Here is a 19177-nt window from a genome sequence, read left to right as displayed (position 1 = left end):
GCGTCTCAGTAACATGCTAAGTCGGGCGTCATTATAGGGATATATGAATAAAACTGCCATTGCATTTTTGCTCGGCACATTGCTTGGTCTATATGTAAGCAGTCCTCTGGTAATAGGGAGCTTACTATTATTGTTTTTCGTGGCATTAGCCTATTATCGAAAACTATGGATTTTAGGTTTTATTGTCGGACTATTGTGGTGTGCATTTCAAGCTCAATCAGCTATTCAAAACAAACTAGCTGCAGACACGCCTGCAAAAACAACGCAAGTACAAGGGCTTATCGCCTCCATACCTCAGACAGGTCATCACCATATTAGTTTTGAATTTTGTCCAGAAGATTCATCCCTCCCCAAAAAATAAAACTCAGCTGGTATTACCCACCTGAAGACATCCCCCAAGCTGGAGAGCACTGGCAGTTCACTGTCAAACTCAAACCACCCTATGGCATGATGAATCCCGGTGGTTTTGATTATGAAAAATGGTTATTCAGCAAAGGCATTGGCGCAACGGGTTATATAAAAAAAGCAGAAGATAATCAGCGACTGGCCACATCATCTCAATGGCAGATCAATGCCTGGCGCTCTGAGCTCGAACAGCATATTCGGTCACTCATTCCTCAAGCGGAACAATTACCTTTAATACTCGGTTTAGCTATAGGCCAACGTGACGATATCAATCAAACCCAATGGCAAGTATTACGCGACACGGGCACCAGTCATCTGATGGCGATCTCAGGCTTGCATATCGGACTGGCCTCCGCTTTAGGTTTTTTACTGACAAGCGCTTTCTGGCGCTATTGTCCGTTGACATCCGTTCGAATCCCCGCGCACAGAATAGGCGCACTGGGCGGACTGTACACTGCTATTTTTTATGCTTGCCTGGCAGGCTTATCCATTCCCACTCAACGTGCATTGATTATGGTGAGTCTGGCTATGCTAGCTGTATTCTTTAAACGTGCATTCTATCCCTCACATGTGTTGTCACTCGCCTGCATGATTGTTTTATTCCTTGATCCTTTTGCCGTGTTAAACGCAGGGTTTTGGTTATCCTTTGGTGCCGTTGCGATCATTTTGATGAGTTGCACTCAGCGTTTCCCAGGTATCAAACTGGCCTGGCTGAAAATTCATTTCCTCATGGCTGTGGCACTGATACCGCTACTGATCATTTTCTTTAACGATGTATCTGTCGTATCCCCTATAGGCAATCTGATGGCAGTCCCTCTGGTGAGTGTATTGATTGTGCCGCTGATTATCCTGGCTATGATGCTCTTGCCGCTCAGCATGAAGCTTTCATCATTATTGTTAGCAGCGGCAGATTATTTACTCAACTGTCTCTGGTCTATTTTGTCCTGGCTAAGTCACTTGTCATTTGCCAGCTGGCAAACACCAGTTTATCCCTGGCCAATACTGGTCATGTTGGCGCTGTCTCTTTTATTCATGTTGTTGCCTAGGGGCTTTCCAGGAAAATATCTCGCTATCTTGTTGTTAATGCCTCTTTTGTTTTACAAGACTGACCGCCCGGCTTCGGGGGATGTTTTTGTCAGCGTTTTAGATGTCGGACAAGGCCTGGCTTCTGTCATCGAAACAACACATCACACTCTAATCTTTGATACAGGACCGAAATACAGTCAGAGCTTTAATACTGGTGAAGCTGTTGTGGTGCCTTTTTTACGTTATCGAGACATTGATGATGTTGATATGGTTATCATCAGTCATGGTGACAATGATCATATCGGTGGCTTATCTGGCATTCTCAAGCATATAAACGTCACACAAATCATGACCAGCCAACCCCTAGAGCATAAAGTCACCACCTTCTGTACCGCGGGCCAACACTGGCAATGGGATCAGGTTGAATTTAAAATTTTGCATCCGTTTCAAAATCAATCAGGCTCGGACAATGAACGTTCCTGTGTCCTCCAGATAAAAGGCAAAAATCTGTCAGTATTATTACCCGGTGATATTGAAAAACAAGGCGAACAAATATTAGTATCCAGCTATGGAAAATCGCTTAAATCCGATGTGTTACTTGTACCTCATCACGGTAGTAAAACATCTTCCAGCCGTCATTTCATCGAGTCCATATCTCCAAAGTATGCTGTTTTTTCTGTTGGTTTCCGTAATCGGTATGGTTTTCCTGTGACTGACGTAGCTGATCGCTACAGAAACATTCCTAGTACCATTCTCAGAACCGACTTGAATGGCGCTATCCTCTTCGGTAGAGGCGATAGTCCAATATTCTGGCGTCAACAACAAGAACAATTGTGGACGTCGAAAGCTACTGAGTAAGTCAATTTTCACGTATCATGAGCGCTATTTTCATTTAAACAACTGAGACTGACATCATGCTGGAATTGTTTAAAGCAGGCGGTTGGTTAATGATCCCGCTATTTATCTGCTCGGTCATTGCCATTGCTATCATCGCAGAACGTTTTTGGAGCCTACAAAAGAAACGCATTGCCCCCAAGGAGCTCATTACCCAAATTTGGCAATGGTTAAAGTTTAATCAGGTTGATGAACATCGCATCAAAGCACTGCAAAGCAACTCCCCTCTTGGCCAGATTCTGGCTGCTGGCCTCGTCAACCGCAACAGTTCACGTGAAATAACGAAAGAAAGTATTGAGGACATTGGACGTCATGTCACCGTGGCCCTAGAGCGCAATCTCAACACATTGGGAACAATCGCAGCCATTTCTCCATTACTGGGCTTATTGGGTACGGTTTTAGGCATGATTAAAGTCTTCGCCGTTATTACCACCGCCGGAGTGGGCAATCCTGAAGTGCTGGCAGGTGGTATTTCAGAAGCTTTGATTACCACGGCTACCGGCCTGGCTGTCGCCATTCCTAGTTTGATTTTTTATCGCTATTTCCGCGGTAAAATTAATATGTTAGTGGTAGGCATGGAAGAACAAGCGATGCAGCTTATCGAGATTCTGCATGGTGACCGTCAGTATGATCCAGATGAGGAAGCAAGACGTGAATCTATCACCAAAACGCTCTGAGGAACCCGATGTCAATCTGACCCCGATGATTGACGTCGTTTTTCTGCTGTTATTGTTTTTTATGGTCTCCACCAGTTTTATTCGTGAAAGCTCTTTAAAAGTAGACCTACCTGAGGCGACGGGCGAAGCCATGGCTGAGCAGATCGATCCTATCGATATTGTGATACAAGCGGATGGTAAAGTCCTTATCAATGATCAGGCAGTCACTAACGTCACCTCCGCTGGGCTAGCCGAGGTGTTAAAACGCGTTGTTGGTGAACAAAATGATCCTCATGTGATTATTAGTGCTGATGCCAAAGCAGAATATCAACTTATCGTCACAGCGATGGATACAGCACAACAACTCGGCTACACCAAATTGACCCTGGCGACACGTCAAACAACTGCGGAATAATCAATGAGTCAAACACCTGTCACCCTGACAGCCGTCCAGCTTTACAAGCGTTTATTAAACTACGTTAAACCCTATTGGCTGGCTTTTCTGATATCGATATTGGCGATGATTGTCTTTGCCGGCACAGAAACCGGCATGGCCGCCTTAATGAAACCTCTACTTGATGGCAGCTTTGTAGAAAAAGATCCCACTACGATTAAGTACGTGCCACTGATGCTCATCGGTTTGTTCTTTATCCGGGGTGTGGCTAATTTTCTGACGACATATGGATTGGGCTGGATTGCACGTAATGTCATTAAAACCTTACGTGAAGAAATGTTTGAAAAACTCATTACGCTACCTGCGAGTTTTTACGACAAAAATAACTCTGGTCAGCTTATGTCCAAACTGCTTTACGATGTCGAGCAAGTTGCGGGCGCGGCTACTGATGCTATTTTGACTGTTATACGTGACACATTAACGATCATTGGTCTGATTGCCTGGATGATTTATCTGAATGGTTTCCTGTCTCTGATCATTTTAGTGACCGTCCCCTTTGTGGCTGTTCTGGTTTATTTTGTCAGCATACGGTTTCGTCGAATCAGTAAAGAAATTCAGGGTTCTATGGGCAATGTCAGTCATGTCTGTGGAGAAATCATTGAAGCGCATCGCGAAGTCAAAACATTTGGTAGTCAAGTGTATGAAACTGAACGGTTTGATCGTATCAACAGAAAAAACCGTGGCCAGCAAATGAAAAAGATAGCCACGGATGCCTGTAGTGAGCCGGTGATTCAGTTAATTACTGTGTTAGGCCTTGCTGTCGTCATTTATCTGGCCACGCTGCCAGAAGTACTTGAAGCCATCACAGTCGGGAGCTTCATTTCCTTTATCACGGCAATGTTTATGCTGCTGACACCGTTAAAGCGTTTAACAAAAATAAACTCAAAACTACAGGCAGGTATCGCAGCAGCCGAGAGTATTTTCACCTTACTGGATGAAGAACCTGAGCATGACAATGGCACACTCACCATGGACCGTGCCAAAGGGCAGATTGAATACCGTCACGTCAGCTTCAGTTACGATGAAGGTAAAGGAAGCGTACTCAATGATATTTCTTTTCATGCAGAACCTGGACAAACCATCGCTTTTGTTGGCCATTCAGGCAGTGGTAAAACCACATTAGTCAGCTTGCTGGCACGGTTTTACAATATTGAAAAAGGACAAATTCTGATTGATGGCGTTGATATCAGTCAGCTCACATTAAAAGATTTGCGTAAACAATTGTCTCTGGTTAACCAACAAGTTGTCTTGTTTAACGACACGATAGCTAACAACATCAGTTATGGTCAGGCAGGTGACGTTAGTGAAGAAGCGATTATACAAGCCGCTAAGTCAGCTCACGCCTGGGAATTCATTCAGAAACTCCCTCAGGGACTACACACTGAAGTTGGTGAAAATGGGGTACTGTTATCCGGCGGACAACGACAACGTCTGGCTATTGCAAGGGCACTGCTCCGAAACTCACCTATTCTGATTCTGGATGAAGCCACCTCTGCCTTGGATACTGAGGCTGAACGCCATATCCAGGCGGCGTTTGAAGAGCTTATGCGTGAACGCACTACGCTGGTCATTGCTCATCGCCTATCTACCATCGAAAAAGCCAATAAAATTATTGTCATGCATGATGGTGAAATTCTTGAAACAGGTACTCACCAGCAATTATTAGCTAATGGCAAACACTATGCCGAGTTGTATCGTCTACAATTTCAGGATGACTGATCATCATGCGCTGGTTAACTGACAGTTGGTATCAGTCCGGCACCAGATATTGGCTTTTATTACCGCTTAGCTGGTTATATCGGCTTGTCATATTCTGTCGTCGGTGGGCTTATCGTCAAAACTTGCTGACCAAGCACACCATGCCTGTACCAGTCATTGTTGTGGGCAATATTACGGTTGGCGGCACCGGTAAAACACCCTTTGTTATATGGTTGGCTCAACAGCTTAGCCAAGCGGGTTATAAGCCAGGGATTATCAGTCGTGGTTATGGTGGCGCCAGCAGAAAATATCCATTAGAAGTCACAGCAAACAGCAATGCAAAACAATGTGGTGATGAACCCGTACTTATCGCAAAACGCACAGCATGTCCGGTCGTCGTTAATCCTGATCGTCCACAAGCAGCAATTCATCTGCTCAGCCAGCATCATTGTAATGTGATCATTTCTGATGATGGTATGCAACACTATGCATTAGCACGTGACCTGGAAATTGTGATTATCGATGGTAAAAGACGTTTTGGAAATAAACAGTGCCTGCCGGTAGGTCCACTGCGGGAACCCTTGTCTCGTTTAAATTCTGTTGATTTGATTATCTATAATGGCTCTAGTGATGAACATGGTCATTCCATGCAGCTAACCCCTATGCAGTGGATCAATTTACATGATGAGACCGTGACCGTGCCATTAAGCTATTTCCAGCATAAAGAGGTCCATGGGGTCGCCGGAATTGGTCATCCTAAGCGGTTTTTTGATTCTTTAACCGCTCATGACATTATTGTTCACCCTCACGACTTTGCTGATCATCATCAGTATTTACCGGATGACCTGAGATTTTATGATGACCTCCCCATTCTAATGACCGAGAAAGATGCCGTAAAATGTCAGTCTTTTGCTCACAAAAATATGTGGTATTTGCCGGTTGAGGCCACACTCGATAGCCCTGTATTTCCGGCTATTCACCAAATATTAAAGGAACGATCTAATGGATAACGCGCTTTTAGAGATACTCGCCTGCCCTGCTTGTAAAGGTAAATTGCATTATAAAAAAGAGTCTCAGGAATTAATTTGTAAAGCTTGCCGTCTTGCTTATCCGGTTAAAGACGATATTCCCGTCATGTTGATAGAGGAAGCACGTCAAATGCCAGCAGATGAAGAGGTCTAATGAATGAGCTTTAATATCATTATTCCAGCTCGTTATGCATCAAGTCGCCTGCCAGGTAAACCGCTAATGGATATTGCTGGTAAACCCATGATTCAACATGTCTATGAACGTGCTCTGGAGAGTGATGCTGACAAGGTCATTATCGCAACAGATGATGAACGTATTGCTGACACAGTGACCGCTTTTGATGCCGATGTATGTTTGACGGCGGAGACTCATCGCTCCGGAACAGACAGACTGGCCGAAGTTGTTGAAAAACGCCAGTTCAATGATGAGGAAATAGTGATTAATGTACAAGGTGATGAGCCTTGTTTACCTGCCTTACTGATTAATCAGGTTGCTGCAGACCTGGCTCAACACAAAGAAGCAGATATGGCTTCGCTATTTAGTCGAATTCATCAAGATAAACAAGTATTCGATCCTAATGTGGTCAAAGTGGTAATGGATAATCAAGGCTATGCTTTATATTTCAGCCGTGCTCCTATTCCGTGGATGCGAGATCACTTTCACAAAACGGAATTACCACCAAAACTTCCTCATTATCGCCATATTGGCTTATATGGTTACCGCGCTCACTTCTTGAAAAACTACGCAGGGATGACGCCGTGTTTGCTTGAAACGGAAGAATCATTGGAACAGTTACGTGTATTATTCCACGGGAAGAAAATCCACATGTCAGAAGCTCTTATTAGTGCCGGACATGGGGTAGATACAGAAGCAGACTTAATTGAAGTCAGGCAGTTATTGGCAGAGTAACTTATCTAAACCTGCGGCAATAAGCTCAGCGTGTAAATTTCCCTCACCATCAAATACAGGTAGGGTATACGTTACTGGCACCGGTCGGTGTCCTTCGCCATATTGATTGGGCTGAATGTTGTGGCCCGATTCGAGCACTTGCAGGATTAATTCAGCGCCATCCAACAACTCAATAATCTCACAACGTTGTTGTTGATACGAAACCTGCTGGCCAATTAAGGCCAGCAGTTCTTCATGCGGAATATTACTCTTGCGTGGCATTCGTCTCACTCGCTTCAGATTTGGCCTTATTTTTCTTTTCAGAGCCATTATCATCCGAAGACGAATTTTTTCTACCACCGGTTTTTTTCCTCAGCTGGTTTTTCTACCTTTTTATCAACAGGCTTATCTGTCGCTTCTGGCTTGGGAGCTGGTTTTGCAGCATCCTCGTTGCTAGAAGCATTATTAGCAGCAGCCGCTTCTGCTTTATCCTTATCACTCGGACGTCGACGTCTATTTGTCGGGCCTGACGAACGTGGTCTGCGTGGTTTTGAGGCAGGTACTTTGTTGCCATCCACTTCGGGCTCTTTTTCTGCCTTAATCACATTACCATTCACTTCTGGCTCAGGCTCAGGAACGGCATTGCCATTAACCTCAGGTGGCGGCGGTGGAGCAATGTTGCCTTTCTGAGTTTCAGCTGAGTTATTATTCTCAGGTGATGTATTTTCAGCGCGAGCAGGACGACGGCGACGGCCTCCACGACGTGAGCGTCGACCATTACTGCTACGTGTCTGCTTATCGTCATTATTGTCTGAAGCAGCCTCTTCTTTTACTGGATTTGCTGATTCAGTCTTCTTCTGCTCAGTATTGTCCGTATTTTTATCATTTCTACGGCGTGGTTTTTTACGTTCATTATTATCAGCAGATTCCTGATTCTGATTATTTGCTGAATTATTCTTAGAACGACCACGTCCTCGACGATTCTGTGTGCGTTGTTCTGGTGAGCTTTTTCTTTTTTTGTATCCACGACAGGCTTTTCTTCCTTCTCTGGCTCACTTTTTCCTGTCAGCACATTTAACAAACGTTTCAGCAGGCTAGGTTTTTGTTCAGGCTCTTTTTCCTTAACAATCACCGGTGCAGGTGCTGCGGGTGATATTCCCTTCACTGCTGGTTGTTCCATGACGGGTTTATCGCGTAATACTACCGGAACCTCTTGTTCTGGTTGAGAGATAAGCTGGTGACTGACTTCATTTCGCTCACCGCCATCTTTGATACGTTCGATATCGTAATGAGGTGTTTCAAGGTGTGGATTCGGTATCAACACCACTTTCACACCGTGACGCTTTTCAATAATATCGACTTGTTCGCGTTTATCATTAAGAATGAACGTGGCAACAGGTACAGGCAGTTGAACGATTAATTGCGTGACCTTATCCTTAGTTGCTTCTTCCTCAATCAGGCGTAATACCGCCAGCCCCAAGGATTCCACACCACGCACATGGCCAAGACCAGCACAACGTGGGCAAATTTCCTGATGGGCGTCACCAAGAGCAGGACGCAAACGCTGGCGAGACATTTCCAGCAAACCGAAACGAGATATCCGACCAACCTGAACACGTGCACGATCGGCTTTCAGATGTTCACGCAGGCGATTTTCAACTTCGCGCTGATTACGGCTAGGCCCCATATCGATAAAGTCAATAACGACCAAACCACCCAGATCGCGTAATCTTAACTGACGTGCAATTTCTTCGGCAGCTTCCAGGTTGGTGTTAAGTGCTGTTTCCTCTATATCACCGCCTTTATTCGCGCGTGCTGAGTTAACATCAATCGAGATCAACGCTTCCGTGGGATCGATAACTAATGCGCCACCGGATGGTAAACGCACTTCATGTCGAAAAGCGCTCTCAATCTGGCTTTCAACTTGATAACGAGTGAATAGCGGCACTCTATCCTGGTACAGTTTAAATTTACTGAGTTCATGCGGCATAACCATGCGCATAAAGTCATAGCCTGTTTGATACACTTCAGGCGAATCCACCAGAATTTCACCAATGTCTTTACGCAAGTAATCACGTAAGGCACGGATAATAATATTGCTTTCCTGGTAAACCAAAAATGGCGCGTTGCGATCTTTGACAGCCACGTCAATAGCCGTCCAGAGCTGGACAAGATACTCAAGATCCCACTGCAACTCTTCTGGCTGTTTTCCAACACCAGCAGTTCGCACTATCATGCCCATGCCTTCCGGGACTTCTAAGGAGCGTAAAGCTTCTTGCAACTCTGCACGGTCATCCCCTTCAATCCGACGAGAAATACCGCCTGCACGAGGACTGTTGGGCATCAGAACTAAATAACGACCAGCCAAGCTGATAAAAGTCGTCAGAGCCGCACCTTTATTGCCACGCTCTTCTTTTTCGATTTGGACAACTAATTCCTGACCAACAGAAAGCACATCCTGAACGTTGAGACGCCCATTGTTGTCATCAGAATCATCACGTTTTTTAAAGTACGTTTTTGAAATTTCTTTCAGTGGCAAAAAGCCTTGTCTTTCTGCACCATAGTCAACAAAAACAGCTTCCAAGCTCGGCTCTACTCGAGTGATTTTTCCTTTATAGATGTTACCTTTTTTCTGTTCTCTGGATGGGGTATCAATATCCAGATCAAATAGGCGTTGGCCATCGACCATTGCCACACGCAACTCTTCTTCATGTGTTGCGTTGATTAAAATTCGTTTCATGCACTAACCTCAATGTTGAGGTTCGCATATCCTGCCGCCCACCATCGTAGGGGACGCGTTAGCCAGTCGGGCTTTACAGAGCGACGATGTCTGTTGTTCAGTAATTAATTGTCTATCGTATCGTTTCTTTCATGCGCCATCCCATCAAGGCGAACATGAGTCATCTTTTTCTTTCATCGGGTTGCAATAGTGTTCTGCAACTTTCATTGGTTTCTTAGCTTACCTTCAAGCCTAAAATCTGAACCGTTTTTGTTTATATTAATTACTTAATTGTCGTCCTGTCTGATGCGTCTTTCTACTCGTTTTGATGGCAATCAAGACATGGGAACCTGATATTCTTACAAGGGCTCCCTATGAGCCCACCCGCTGAACCCCTGTCCAGCGAAGATATATATTTGTTTACCGGGCGCCGCATCAACCTCTTTTTCGAGGGCGCGACGCAAAATTCAGTCATCGTGGACAAAAGTAGGTATACTGACCTCATTTTACGCACGGACCAACGTTCGAATATAGCAGTCTATTGCCATCTCAGCAACTCAAAATTTAACCTATTTCTATGGCAGCTCACAAACCTCAGTCACAAAAAGTACAATTTATTGAAATAAGCGCATCTCAAGCTGGGCAGCGTATCGATAATTTTTTGCTTACACTTGAAAAAGGTGTGCCAAAAAGTCGGATCTATCGTGCCATCCGGAAAGGTGAAGTGCGTGTCAATAAAGGCCGTATTAAACAAACCTATAAAATCCAGGCTGGTGACTCTATTCGTGTGCCACCCTTGCAGGTATCTGAAAAAAATCAGCCAACAGAGATTTCAGACGCATTAAAACAGCAGTTACTCGCTTGCATCATTTTTGAAGACGAATCCATGCTGGTGTTGAATAAACCCTCAGGTCTGGCCGTTCATGCAGGCACTCAGATTCAAATGGGCGTCATCGAAGCCTTCAGACTGATAAAACCTGAATTAGAATTTATCGAGTTAGTTCACCGCCTCGATCGTGACACATCAGGTTGTTTGTTAATAGCAAAAACTCGTGAATGTCTATTGAGTCTACAACAACAAATGCTTTCTGATGAAATCGACAAACGTTATTTAACCTTATTAAAAGGTGAAATCAGGCAAGATGAACTCTACGTCGAACAACCTCTTCAAAAAAATACCGTCTCTTCCGGTGAACGCATGGTCAAAGTCGACTCTGCAGGAAAAAAGCCAAAACCTTATTTATCACAAAACAAGCTTTTAGCCTTGCCCAGCTGACTGAGGTCAAACTCTTTACTGGCAGAACTCATCAGATACGTGTCCATTCAGCCTGGTCTGGTCACCCTGTTGCAGGTGATGACAAATATGGCGATCGCGAATTCAATAAAACCATGAAAAGCTATGGCCTGAAACGCTTATTTCTTCACGCTTGGCGTCTGGGTATCAGACATCCCATCAGCAATGAGCCACTTCTATTGGAGGCCCCTCTTCCAGACAACCTGGTGAGCGTTGTTTCACACATGGAGCATGCATAATGGACTACCAGCTCATCATATTTGATTGGGACGGCACCTTGATGGATTCAACGGCACACATCACTCATTGTATGCACCGAGCTATTTCAACCTTATCTTTAGAACCACTGTCAGATACGCAAGTCAGCCATATTATCGGGCTGGGATTACATGAAGCAGTGCAAACACTCTATCCAGATGCTGATGCGGCAACCTGGACAGCATTAGCTGACTGCTATCGTCAAACCTGGGTAAACACGCCGGAGTCAACACCGCTTTTTGCCCATGCTGAAGCCTTGCTAGGTCGACTTAATGAACAAAATATTCTGTTAGGCGTGGCCACAGGAAAAAGTCGTAGAGGCTTGGATAGAGCCCTCCAACAAACAGGGTTGGGTGACTTGTTTGTATCAACCCGCTGCGCTGATGAATGCCATTCAAAGCCACACCCACAAATGCTGATGGAACTGATGGATTATGCTGGTGTCACTTCTGACCAAACGCTGATGATAGGTGATACAGAGTTCGACTTAATGATGGCCCATAATGCCGGTGCTGACAGTCTCGGAATCACTCATGGTGCACACCCAGAACTCACTCTTAAAGCAGCGAACCCCAGAGCCATTGTTCATGATCTATATCAAGTTGAGAAGTGGTTAGCTCGTCCTGACACAGAGTTTTGATATGATGGCATACTTATGTTTTTTTCAGGATAGATAAACATGGCAACATTTGGCGATTTCCCACCTAATAATAATTCGGAAAATACAAGCAACAGCAAGGAAGATCAGACTTGGGAACGCAATGTTCTGAGAGATTTGGCGTTTGCAGCCATAAGAGAACAGCGTAACAAACGCCGCTGGGGATATGTCTTTAAAGGCCTGATTTTTTTATATCTTATCGCCTTTCTAATTCTAAGTTACTCACCCAAACAATTATCTTCTGCTACTGGCCCCCACACGGCCATGGTTGAAATCAGTGGCCCTATCGCCAGTGAATCCGAAGCGAATGCTGACAGTATTGTTACGGGTATTCGTAACGCTTTTGAAGATCAATCAGCCAAAGGTTTAATCCTGAGAATGAATACCCCCGGCGGCAGCCCTGTTCAGTCAGGTATCGTCAATGATGAAATTCAGCGCCTCAAAAAAACACGCCCTGATTTTCCCGTCTATGCTGTTATTCAAGATGTCTGTGCCTCAGGCGGTTACTACATCGCCGTAGCAGCTGACAAAATTTATGCAGATAAAGCCAGTATAGTCGGCTCAATTGGCGTGAGAATGGATGGTTTTGGTTTTACTGATTTGATTGACAAGGTGGGTGTCGAAAGACGTTCTTTAACCGCTGGTGAACACAAAGCATTCTTAGACCCATTCCTGCCGATGAAAGAGGCTGATCTCGAACATGCCCACAATATGCTAGACACCATTCATCAGCAATTTATTGACGTAGTAAAGGAAGGTCGTGGCGATAGATTGGCAAATAATGATGATTTATTCTCTGGACTGTTCTGGTCGGGAGAGCAAGCTGTCGATCTTGGTTTGATTGATGGTTTAGCAAACACCAGTACTGTGGCACGTGATATTCTGGGCGCAGAAGATATTGTTGATTACACCCCGCGTCCAAACTACCTTGATCAGTTTGCAGGCAAGCTCGGCGCATCTATCTCTCAATTCGTCAGTGAGAAGGCATCATGGAGTGTGAAATAATATGGCAGACACCATTGAATTAACTGAAGCCCAACGCGAAGAGCGTGATGAACGCTTTCGCTATGTTGATCTGAGTCACCCCCTCATGAAAGCACTGTATGAAATGCAGTTAGACTTGGAAAATGAGCAGGAGGAGCAAACATGAGCCTCACAGCTGAATCACTGGTCAACAAATCACTGGAACTCGTTTCACCACCCACTACTTACACACAGCTCAATGAGCTAATGGAAGACCCCGATAGTAGTATCGATGATATCAGTGCGGTCATTAATACCGATCCGGCATTAGCAACACGTCTGTTAAAAATCGTGAACAGCCCTTTTTATGGCTTTCCCTCTCAAATAAATACAATCTCGCGAGCCATCACCATTATAGGTACACGTGAGCTGACTAATCTAATTCTAGCGACATCGGTACTGAATTCATTCAGAGGCATTCCTACCTCATTGATCAATATGAATGAGTTTTGGCGCCATAGTTTTGCCAGTGCGATTGCCAGCAAGCTGTTGGCTGAAGAATGTGGCCAACGTTCGAGTGAGCGTTTTTTTATTGCCGGCCTGCTTCACAATATTGGTAGTTTGGTTATTTATCAGACAGTCCCCGAACTAGCGCGTGAAGCGATTAACAGTGCTGAGTTTGGCCATGAAATTATTTTTGAAGCCGAGCAGCGGGCAATGGGGTTTGATCATACTCACGTAGGTGAAGCACTGACTAAAGCCTGGCGTCTGCCAAAATCACTTCAGGAAGTCGCACGTTATCACCACTCTCCTTCCGATGCGGATGAGTTCTTGATTGATGCAGCAGTTGTACATATTGCCGACATCTTGGTATCTTCCGTGCCCTTCGGACATAGTGGCGACAGCCATGTTCCTCCGCTAGACCCAGCAGCTTGGGATTTGCTGGGCTTGAATGAATACCAAATTCCGGATTTACTCAGGCAGGTTGCCAAACAAATCCAGCGTTTGGAATCCGTTATGATGACTGAGCATTAGAGTTCAACATAAAATTAATCTATTTAAGAGGCTAACAATGAGAACGGTTCTTCTCGGTGCCCCAGGCTCCGGTAAAGGCACACAAGGCGTTGTGTTATCAAAGAAATTCAATATTCCACAAATCTCTACGGGTGATTTACTGCGTGCGGCAGTAAAAGCGGGATCAGAGTTAGGCAAACAAGCCAAAAGCGCGATGGATGCGGGTGCTCTGGTATCGGATGATATTGTTATCGGTCTGATTCGCGAGCGTTTATCAGAAGAAGATGCTCAAGATGGTTACATTCTTGATGGATTCCCACGCAATATTGCCCAGGCAGAAGCCTTAGACAGCATGCTTGAGCAATTAGGCCAACCTTTGCAGGGTGTTGTGTTACTGGACGTGCCTTTTGAAGAGTTAATGCAACGTTTAACTGGTCGTCGTACCTGTAAAGACTGTGGTGCCATTTATAATATCCACCTGTCACCACCTAAAAAAGAAGACCAATGTGATAGCTGTGGCGGCGAATTATTTCAGCGCGCTGATGATAATGAAGAAACCATTGGTAATCGTCTGAAAGTATACGAAGAACAGACTGCGCCATTAATTGGTTACTATCAAAGACAGCATAAGCTTCACGCCATTCCTGGCACAGGTGATATTGATGAAATCACCAATGCCGTCGGTGCTGTTTTCGATAACATCTAATCCATCAACACAGATACCGGCCCTAAAGGGCCGGCTTCACTTTATGGCAAATATTTTAGCTGTCGGTATCGCCACCATAGATATCATCAACCGTGTTAACGGCTATCCTCACGAAGATGATGAGATCAGAGCTATCAGCCAGAGTATTCGACGTGGTGGAAATGCGACAAATACACTGGTCGTTCTCAGTCAGTTAGGCCATCAATGCGCCTGGTCTGGCGTGTTGATTGACGAAAGCGATGCCGCTATTGTTAAACACGATCTAGACGTTCATCAGATCAGCTATCGATTCTGTAAGCAACTCTCTACAGGTAAGTTACCGACCTCTTACATCACGGTGAGCAAGTCAACAGGCAGTCGCACCATCGTGCACTACCGTGATTGTCCCGAGCTGGATTTTCACTTTTTTCACAGCAAGATCTGGCTGGCTTTGACTGGATTCATTTTGAAGGTAGAAATGTCGATGAGCTCGACAAAATGCTGCGATGGTTAAAAACACATTACCCACACTTACCTTGTTCTCTGGAAATAGAGAAACCACGTGAAGGTATAGAAAAACTGTTTCCTCTGGCAGATGTACTGTTATTCTCTAAACCTTATGTGCTTAGTCAGGGATATGACTCCGCTGAGCTGTTTCTTCAGAGTTTATCCCTGCCGAGTCTTATGACTTGTACCTGGGGTGAAACAGGGGCTTGGTTAAAAAACCATGATGTGCTCATTTTTAGTCCAGCTTTCCCTCCTAACGACGTGATTGATACGCTCGCCGCCGGAGATACATTTAATGCCGGCATCATTTCTGGAATGATAAAACAACTAACTGATGAAGAGACACTTTCATTTGCTTGTCGCCTGGCAGGCAAAAAATGTGGCCAGGAAGGACTGGAGAATTTATTACCGTTATGACAGAAATCTATCTTTGTAATAAAAATGAGCTCAAGGAATACCAAACGCGGGGGTTTAACATTGAGCTGGAAGACGATAAAACACTGGACTGTTTTTTACTGAAACAAGATGGTGAGGTGCGAGCTTATTTAAATTTTTGTCCTCATTTAGGTATCCCACTGAACTGGCAACCCGATCAGTTTATGTCGCTGGAAGGAACACATATCCAATGTTCAACTCACGGTGCTTTGTTTCAACTGGAAGACGGTTACTGCTTTTCAGGCCCCTGCCGGGGGAAAGTCTCACACCGCTTAATATTAAGGTTTTAGCATCGGGCGAGGTTTACCTTATTTCCATCTCCTGATACGGTAGATTTATACCTTCTAGGGGAGATTATTTTGCAACTATTGGAAAAATGGTCTGAAGCCTCTCTAACCAGTCTTGGTTTTTTCTGGATGGCCTTGTGGGCATTTATATTTGGCTACATCGTCAGCAGTATTATTCAAGTCATGGTCTCTCGAAAAGAAATGCGAAAGCTTATGGGAGGCGATGATCTTAAATCTATATCTACAGGCACACTATTCGGCTTTATATCTAGCTCATGCAGTTTTGCTGCTTTGTCCACCACACGTGCCTTATTTCAAAAAGGCGCCACTTTCGCCGCTTCTATGGCTTATATGCTGGCTTCAACGAATCTGGTTATTGAACTGGGTTTTGTCATCGCCATTTTTCTAGGCTGGCAATTTGTTATTGGTGAATACCTAGGCGCAATTCTATTAATTCTGATCGCTTGGTTGTTTATTTACTTAACCAACCCTAAATCCCTGATAAAGCAGGCTCGTGATAATCAATCTGAGGATATGCAGGCAAATGAATCTGAGGGACATACCTGGTCACGGCTGTTTAGCCGAGATATCTGGCAACAAATCAGTCAGAAATATGTCATGGAATGGCAAATGGTATGGAAAGATGTGCTGATTGGCTTTACGGTTGCCGGTATTATCTCCGCTTTTGTTCCTGATGCTTTTTTCAATGGCTGTTCATCGGCGCAGGCACAGACAATCCAGACTTCTGGTCAGTCTTACAACAAACATTAGTGGGTCCAGTTGCTGCTTTTTTCACTTTCATTGGCTCAATGGGGAATATTCCTCTGGCTGCTGTTTTGTACGGCCAAGGGGTGGCTTTCGCTGGTGTGATGGCTTTTATTTTTTCTGATATGGTCGTTCTGCCAGTACTTCGTATTAATGCCAAATATTACGGTTGGAAAATGGCCCTATTCATCCTTATGATGCTGTTTATCTGCCTGGTAATAACATCACTGTTACTTCATTATGGCTTTCAATTATTTGATGTATTACCTAATCCTGAAAACTGGTCATCACCTGCTGAGCAAGACCATTTCAAACTCAACTATAATTTCTTTTTAAATATTGGCTTTTTACTTATCTCAAGCTATCTGTTTTATAACTGGAAACAGTCACAATCAGGTCACCATCATCGGACGTCACTTTCTTTAGGAAAAGTTGTAATGAATACACTTGTTGCTTTATCAGGTATCTGGTTAGTTGGTGGGGTGATAGTCAAACTGCTTATGAATTAATATCTGCTTCGATATCGAGTAATTGACTTACCGCTTTTCTTAATTGTGTAATTAGCTGTTTTCGACCTGATAGTTTGAGTTGCTTAGCGGCTTTATCAAATGGTAAACCTTGCAGAATCAACATAATTAATAATTGTTGCTGCTCTTTATGTAACTGTTCAAATCCTGGGCTGGATAGTTGAGACCTGAACCACTGCCATAACGCCCACTCCGAGGACTCATAAGGACGCTGCTTGAATGCAAAACTCTGTATCTGCGGCAACACATCAATACTGAATGTTTCATCATCAAGCAGTGTCTGGCTAATCTGAATTACCGACTCAGCATCCAGCTCATCCCATTGTCTGCTTAATAAAAACGACCACTGACAAGCTAATATTTTACGGGCCTTCTCAACCAAAGTCTGACCACTTGGTGTCAGTGCTTTTAACATCATCACCGATAAACTACCGGACACTTCATCGCGATGTTGACCCAGCCGAACAGCTTCAAATCCGGCTTTGTGCCAGAAATGTAACAAATCCTCCGACATCGCAAAACTCACTCCCACCACATCGGTGTCATCAGTCATTTCGGCAACAGCGCATTTTAATAAATACTGTCCCCAACCTTTCTGCTGAAAGTCAGGGTGTACCGCTATACGACTAATACGCTGATAGTCACACTGTGCCGCATCAATGATTCCCGTATGCACTAATAAAGATTGTGGCAGCAAATGGCCTTTCAACCGCCGTTGACCGTCATAAACAGCCTGAGCAAGCGTGTCCTCAAGCTGCGGTTCTGCGATAGTCCACAGTGTGGCGACGACTTTACCCTGAAAACGTAAAACACCTATTCGTATATCAGGCTGGTCCAATAACATCTGTAAATCAGAAGGTCGTGTACGATAATGCGCCAAAGCCATTAAACCGAAGACTTGCCTGAGCAGACTTTCATCATTTAATAACTGCCCTTGTTCAAGCTGAACATAGTTCAGCTCATTTAGGGTTGCATCGTCAATCTCTTGCCTATCAATCGGCTCAGCATCCAGTAATAAAGCCGCAAAAGAGAACTGCTCAACGATATCTCCCTCATCCCAGCGGATAGGCTGTTTTAGGCTTAAAGCTCGCCAGTCCGGTGCTAACTTATCCAGTGTTTTATAAAACCGTAAAGCAAACCCTCGCCCGGTGCCTTCATAACCATGGATAGTTGAGCTGAACACCAAACGCGAATATTGAATCAGGTATTGCTCCAACATATTAGCTGGGATAGCAGCAGCTTCATCGATGATCAATAAATCAGTAGTCGGTTGTGCCTGTAAAATGGCATCTGGTGCCATAAATTCAATCATGGCATCCTGCCATGTCACTGATATTGCACTTAACTTACTTGATGGTAATTGCTGATGGGCATGAAAGAGTAACGTCTGGATATTAGCCGAGCTTGGTGCTGTGACCAGGACATGTTGTTTTCCAGCTTTGAGCAACTCAGCGGCAGCCATGCCCAATAAGGCACTTTTCCCCCGACCTCGATCCGCTGTTAACACTAACGGGCGACGGCGATGCCCCGTGACTACCCTCTGAACCAACGCTATCGCCTGCTCTTGCTCTTGTGTGGGCTCGATAATAGTGGTGGTTATATTCTTAGCGTGTAATTTGGATATAGAGGGTAAAGACTGCGGCTGATGGAATTGTTGAATTGCTGGAAAGTCAGTTGCAGTTCGAAGAAATCGTCTCAACCATCGGGTCGATGATAATGTACTGTTTAATAAAATAACGACAGTGCCACCAGCTTTGACACAGCCAACGACTGTGCCGAAGGCATCGGCATCAAACTTATTGCTTACCTCAAAAAGTAATAACTCACACTCTTGCCCTAAATGCTGGTGAGCCTGTTTAACATGCACTGCCTGATTGGTGTGTTCAGCATCACTTAACCAAAAACAGCTTGATGACGACACAGACTGGTACAAAGCGTATGCCTGCTGATAAAGCCATTCGGTATCGCCTTGTATGATCCAACAGTGACGCTGTGGCAGTGACATACTTTATGGT

General features: G+C 44.5%; 21 protein-coding genes and 1 pseudogene. 19 read left to right on the top strand and 3 right to left on the bottom strand.

What is annotated here, in order from left to right:
* Positions 1 to 43: 43 nt before the first annotated feature.
* The 8 genes from QUE24_RS11295 to kdsB are packed head-to-tail and all read left to right on the top strand — an operon-like array spanning position 44 to position 7071.
* Positions 44 to 361, top strand: coding sequence for a hypothetical protein (locus QUE24_RS11295; RefSeq protein ID WP_286303936.1), 318 nt, complete (start codon positions 44 to 46; stop codon positions 359 to 361).
* The gene (locus QUE24_RS11290) at positions 328 to 2289 is read left to right on the top strand and encodes a DNA internalization-related competence protein ComEC/Rec2 (protein ID WP_286303935.1); all 1962 of its coding nucleotides are present in this window, start codon (positions 328 to 330) and stop codon (positions 2287 to 2289) included. Before QUE24_RS11295 ends, QUE24_RS11290 begins: the two co-directional genes overlap by 34 nt.
* 56 nt (positions 2290 to 2345) lie before the next feature.
* Positions 2346 to 3002 carry a MotA/TolQ/ExbB proton channel family protein gene (locus QUE24_RS11285; RefSeq protein WP_286303934.1) on the top strand — a complete coding sequence of 219 codons (657 nt, stop codon included), beginning with the start codon at positions 2346 to 2348 and terminating at the stop codon, positions 3000 to 3002.
* Entirely contained in the window at positions 2977 to 3396 is a 420-nt protein-coding gene (locus QUE24_RS11280; RefSeq protein ID WP_286303933.1) for an ExbD/TolR family protein, read from the top strand. Before QUE24_RS11285 ends, QUE24_RS11280 begins: the two co-directional genes overlap by 26 nt.
* A 3-nt stretch (positions 3397 to 3399) precedes the next feature.
* On the top strand, positions 3400 to 5154 hold the full coding sequence (msbA, locus tag QUE24_RS11275) for a lipid A export permease/ATP-binding protein MsbA (RefSeq protein WP_286303932.1): 1755 nt from the start codon (positions 3400 to 3402) through the stop codon (positions 5152 to 5154).
* A gap of 5 nt (positions 5155 to 5159) precedes the next feature.
* A complete protein-coding gene (gene lpxK, locus QUE24_RS11270) occupies positions 5160 to 6143 on the top strand; it encodes a tetraacyldisaccharide 4'-kinase (protein WP_286303931.1) in 984 nt (327 codons plus the stop codon).
* Positions 6136 to 6315: a Trm112 family protein gene (locus QUE24_RS11265; protein ID WP_091712526.1), complete on the top strand. Its 180-nt coding sequence runs from the start codon at positions 6136 to 6138 to the stop codon at positions 6313 to 6315. The genes lpxK and QUE24_RS11265 overlap by 8 nt, the downstream gene beginning before the upstream one ends.
* A gap of 3 nt (positions 6316 to 6318) precedes the next feature.
* Positions 6319 to 7071 carry a 3-deoxy-manno-octulosonate cytidylyltransferase gene (gene kdsB / locus QUE24_RS11260; protein WP_286303930.1) on the top strand — a complete coding sequence of 251 codons (753 nt, stop codon included), beginning with the start codon at positions 6319 to 6321 and terminating at the stop codon, positions 7069 to 7071.
* On the opposite strand, the gene QUE24_RS11255 is transcribed toward kdsB, so the two are convergent.
* Positions 7057 to 7332 carry a hypothetical protein gene (locus QUE24_RS11255; RefSeq protein WP_286303929.1) on the bottom strand — a complete coding sequence of 92 codons (276 nt, stop codon included), beginning with the start codon at positions 7330 to 7332 and terminating at the stop codon, positions 7057 to 7059. The two genes, kdsB and QUE24_RS11255, sit on opposite strands and share 15 nt — an antisense overlap.
* Positions 7316 to 9790 (bottom strand): annotated as a pseudogene (locus tag QUE24_RS11245) (Rne/Rng family ribonuclease). Before QUE24_RS11245 ends, QUE24_RS11255 begins: the two are co-directional and overlap by 17 nt.
* Positions 9791 to 10346: 556 nt before the next feature.
* Between QUE24_RS11245 and QUE24_RS11240 the strand changes: the two are divergent.
* The 11 genes from QUE24_RS11240 to QUE24_RS11190 all read left to right on the top strand — a co-directional run bounded on the left by QUE24_RS11240 (position 10347) and on the right by QUE24_RS11190 (position 17144).
* The gene (locus tag QUE24_RS11240; protein ID WP_286303926.1) at positions 10347 to 11045 is read left to right on the top strand and encodes a pseudouridine synthase; all 699 of its coding nucleotides are present in this window, start codon (positions 10347 to 10349) and stop codon (positions 11043 to 11045) included.
* A gap of 256 nt (positions 11046 to 11301) precedes the next feature.
* Positions 11302 to 11961, top strand: a complete 660-nt coding sequence (locus QUE24_RS11235) for an HAD family hydrolase (RefSeq protein WP_286303925.1) — start codon at positions 11302 to 11304, stop codon at positions 11959 to 11961.
* A 39-nt stretch (positions 11962 to 12000) separates the two neighbouring features.
* A complete protein-coding gene (locus tag QUE24_RS11230) occupies positions 12001 to 12984 on the top strand; it encodes a S49 family peptidase (RefSeq protein ID WP_286303924.1) in 984 nt (327 codons plus the stop codon).
* A 1-nt stretch (position 12985) separates the two neighbouring features.
* The gene (locus QUE24_RS11225; protein WP_286303923.1) at positions 12986 to 13129 is read left to right on the top strand and encodes a hypothetical protein; all 144 of its coding nucleotides are present in this window, start codon (positions 12986 to 12988) and stop codon (positions 13127 to 13129) included.
* A complete protein-coding gene (locus QUE24_RS11220) occupies positions 13126 to 13977 on the top strand; it encodes an HDOD domain-containing protein (RefSeq protein WP_286303922.1) in 852 nt (283 codons plus the stop codon). Before QUE24_RS11225 ends, QUE24_RS11220 begins: the two co-directional genes overlap by 4 nt.
* Before the next feature lie 37 nt (positions 13978 to 14014).
* Positions 14015 to 14662: an adenylate kinase gene (locus QUE24_RS11215; RefSeq protein ID WP_286303921.1), complete on the top strand. Its 648-nt coding sequence runs from the start codon at positions 14015 to 14017 to the stop codon at positions 14660 to 14662.
* 43 nt (positions 14663 to 14705) lie between these two features.
* A complete protein-coding gene (locus QUE24_RS11210; protein WP_286303920.1) occupies positions 14706 to 15155 on the top strand; it encodes a PfkB family carbohydrate kinase in 450 nt (149 codons plus the stop codon).
* Positions 15140 to 15565: a PfkB family carbohydrate kinase gene (locus QUE24_RS11205; protein WP_286303919.1), complete on the top strand. Its 426-nt coding sequence runs from the start codon at positions 15140 to 15142 to the stop codon at positions 15563 to 15565. The genes QUE24_RS11210 and QUE24_RS11205 overlap by 16 nt, the downstream gene beginning before the upstream one ends.
* Positions 15562 to 15873, top strand: coding sequence for a Rieske (2Fe-2S) protein (locus QUE24_RS11200; RefSeq protein ID WP_286303918.1), 312 nt, complete (start codon positions 15562 to 15564; stop codon positions 15871 to 15873). The genes QUE24_RS11205 and QUE24_RS11200 overlap by 4 nt, the downstream gene beginning before the upstream one ends.
* 69 nt (positions 15874 to 15942) lie before the next feature.
* Entirely contained in the window at positions 15943 to 16641 is a 699-nt protein-coding gene (locus tag QUE24_RS11195; RefSeq protein ID WP_286303917.1) for a permease, read from the top strand.
* Complete coding sequence (locus QUE24_RS11190) at positions 16641 to 17144, top strand: permease (protein WP_286303916.1); 504 nt, start codon at positions 16641 to 16643, stop codon at positions 17142 to 17144. Before QUE24_RS11195 ends, QUE24_RS11190 begins: the two co-directional genes overlap by 1 nt.
* Here QUE24_RS11190 and QUE24_RS11185 read toward each other — a convergent pair.
* Positions 17134 to 19167 carry a tRNA(Met) cytidine acetyltransferase TmcA gene (locus QUE24_RS11185; protein ID WP_286303915.1) on the bottom strand — a complete coding sequence of 678 codons (2034 nt, stop codon included), beginning with the start codon at positions 19165 to 19167 and terminating at the stop codon, positions 17134 to 17136. The genes QUE24_RS11190 and QUE24_RS11185 overlap by 11 nt on opposite strands.
* Between the last annotated feature and the right edge of the window lie 10 nt (positions 19168 to 19177).

The organism is Methylophaga marina (assembly GCF_030296755.1).
GTDB lineage: Bacteria > Pseudomonadota > Gammaproteobacteria > Nitrosococcales > Methylophagaceae > Methylophaga > Methylophaga marina.
Note: the sequence above shows the minus strand (reverse complement) of the source record. Positions and strands in the feature narration are given on the sequence as shown.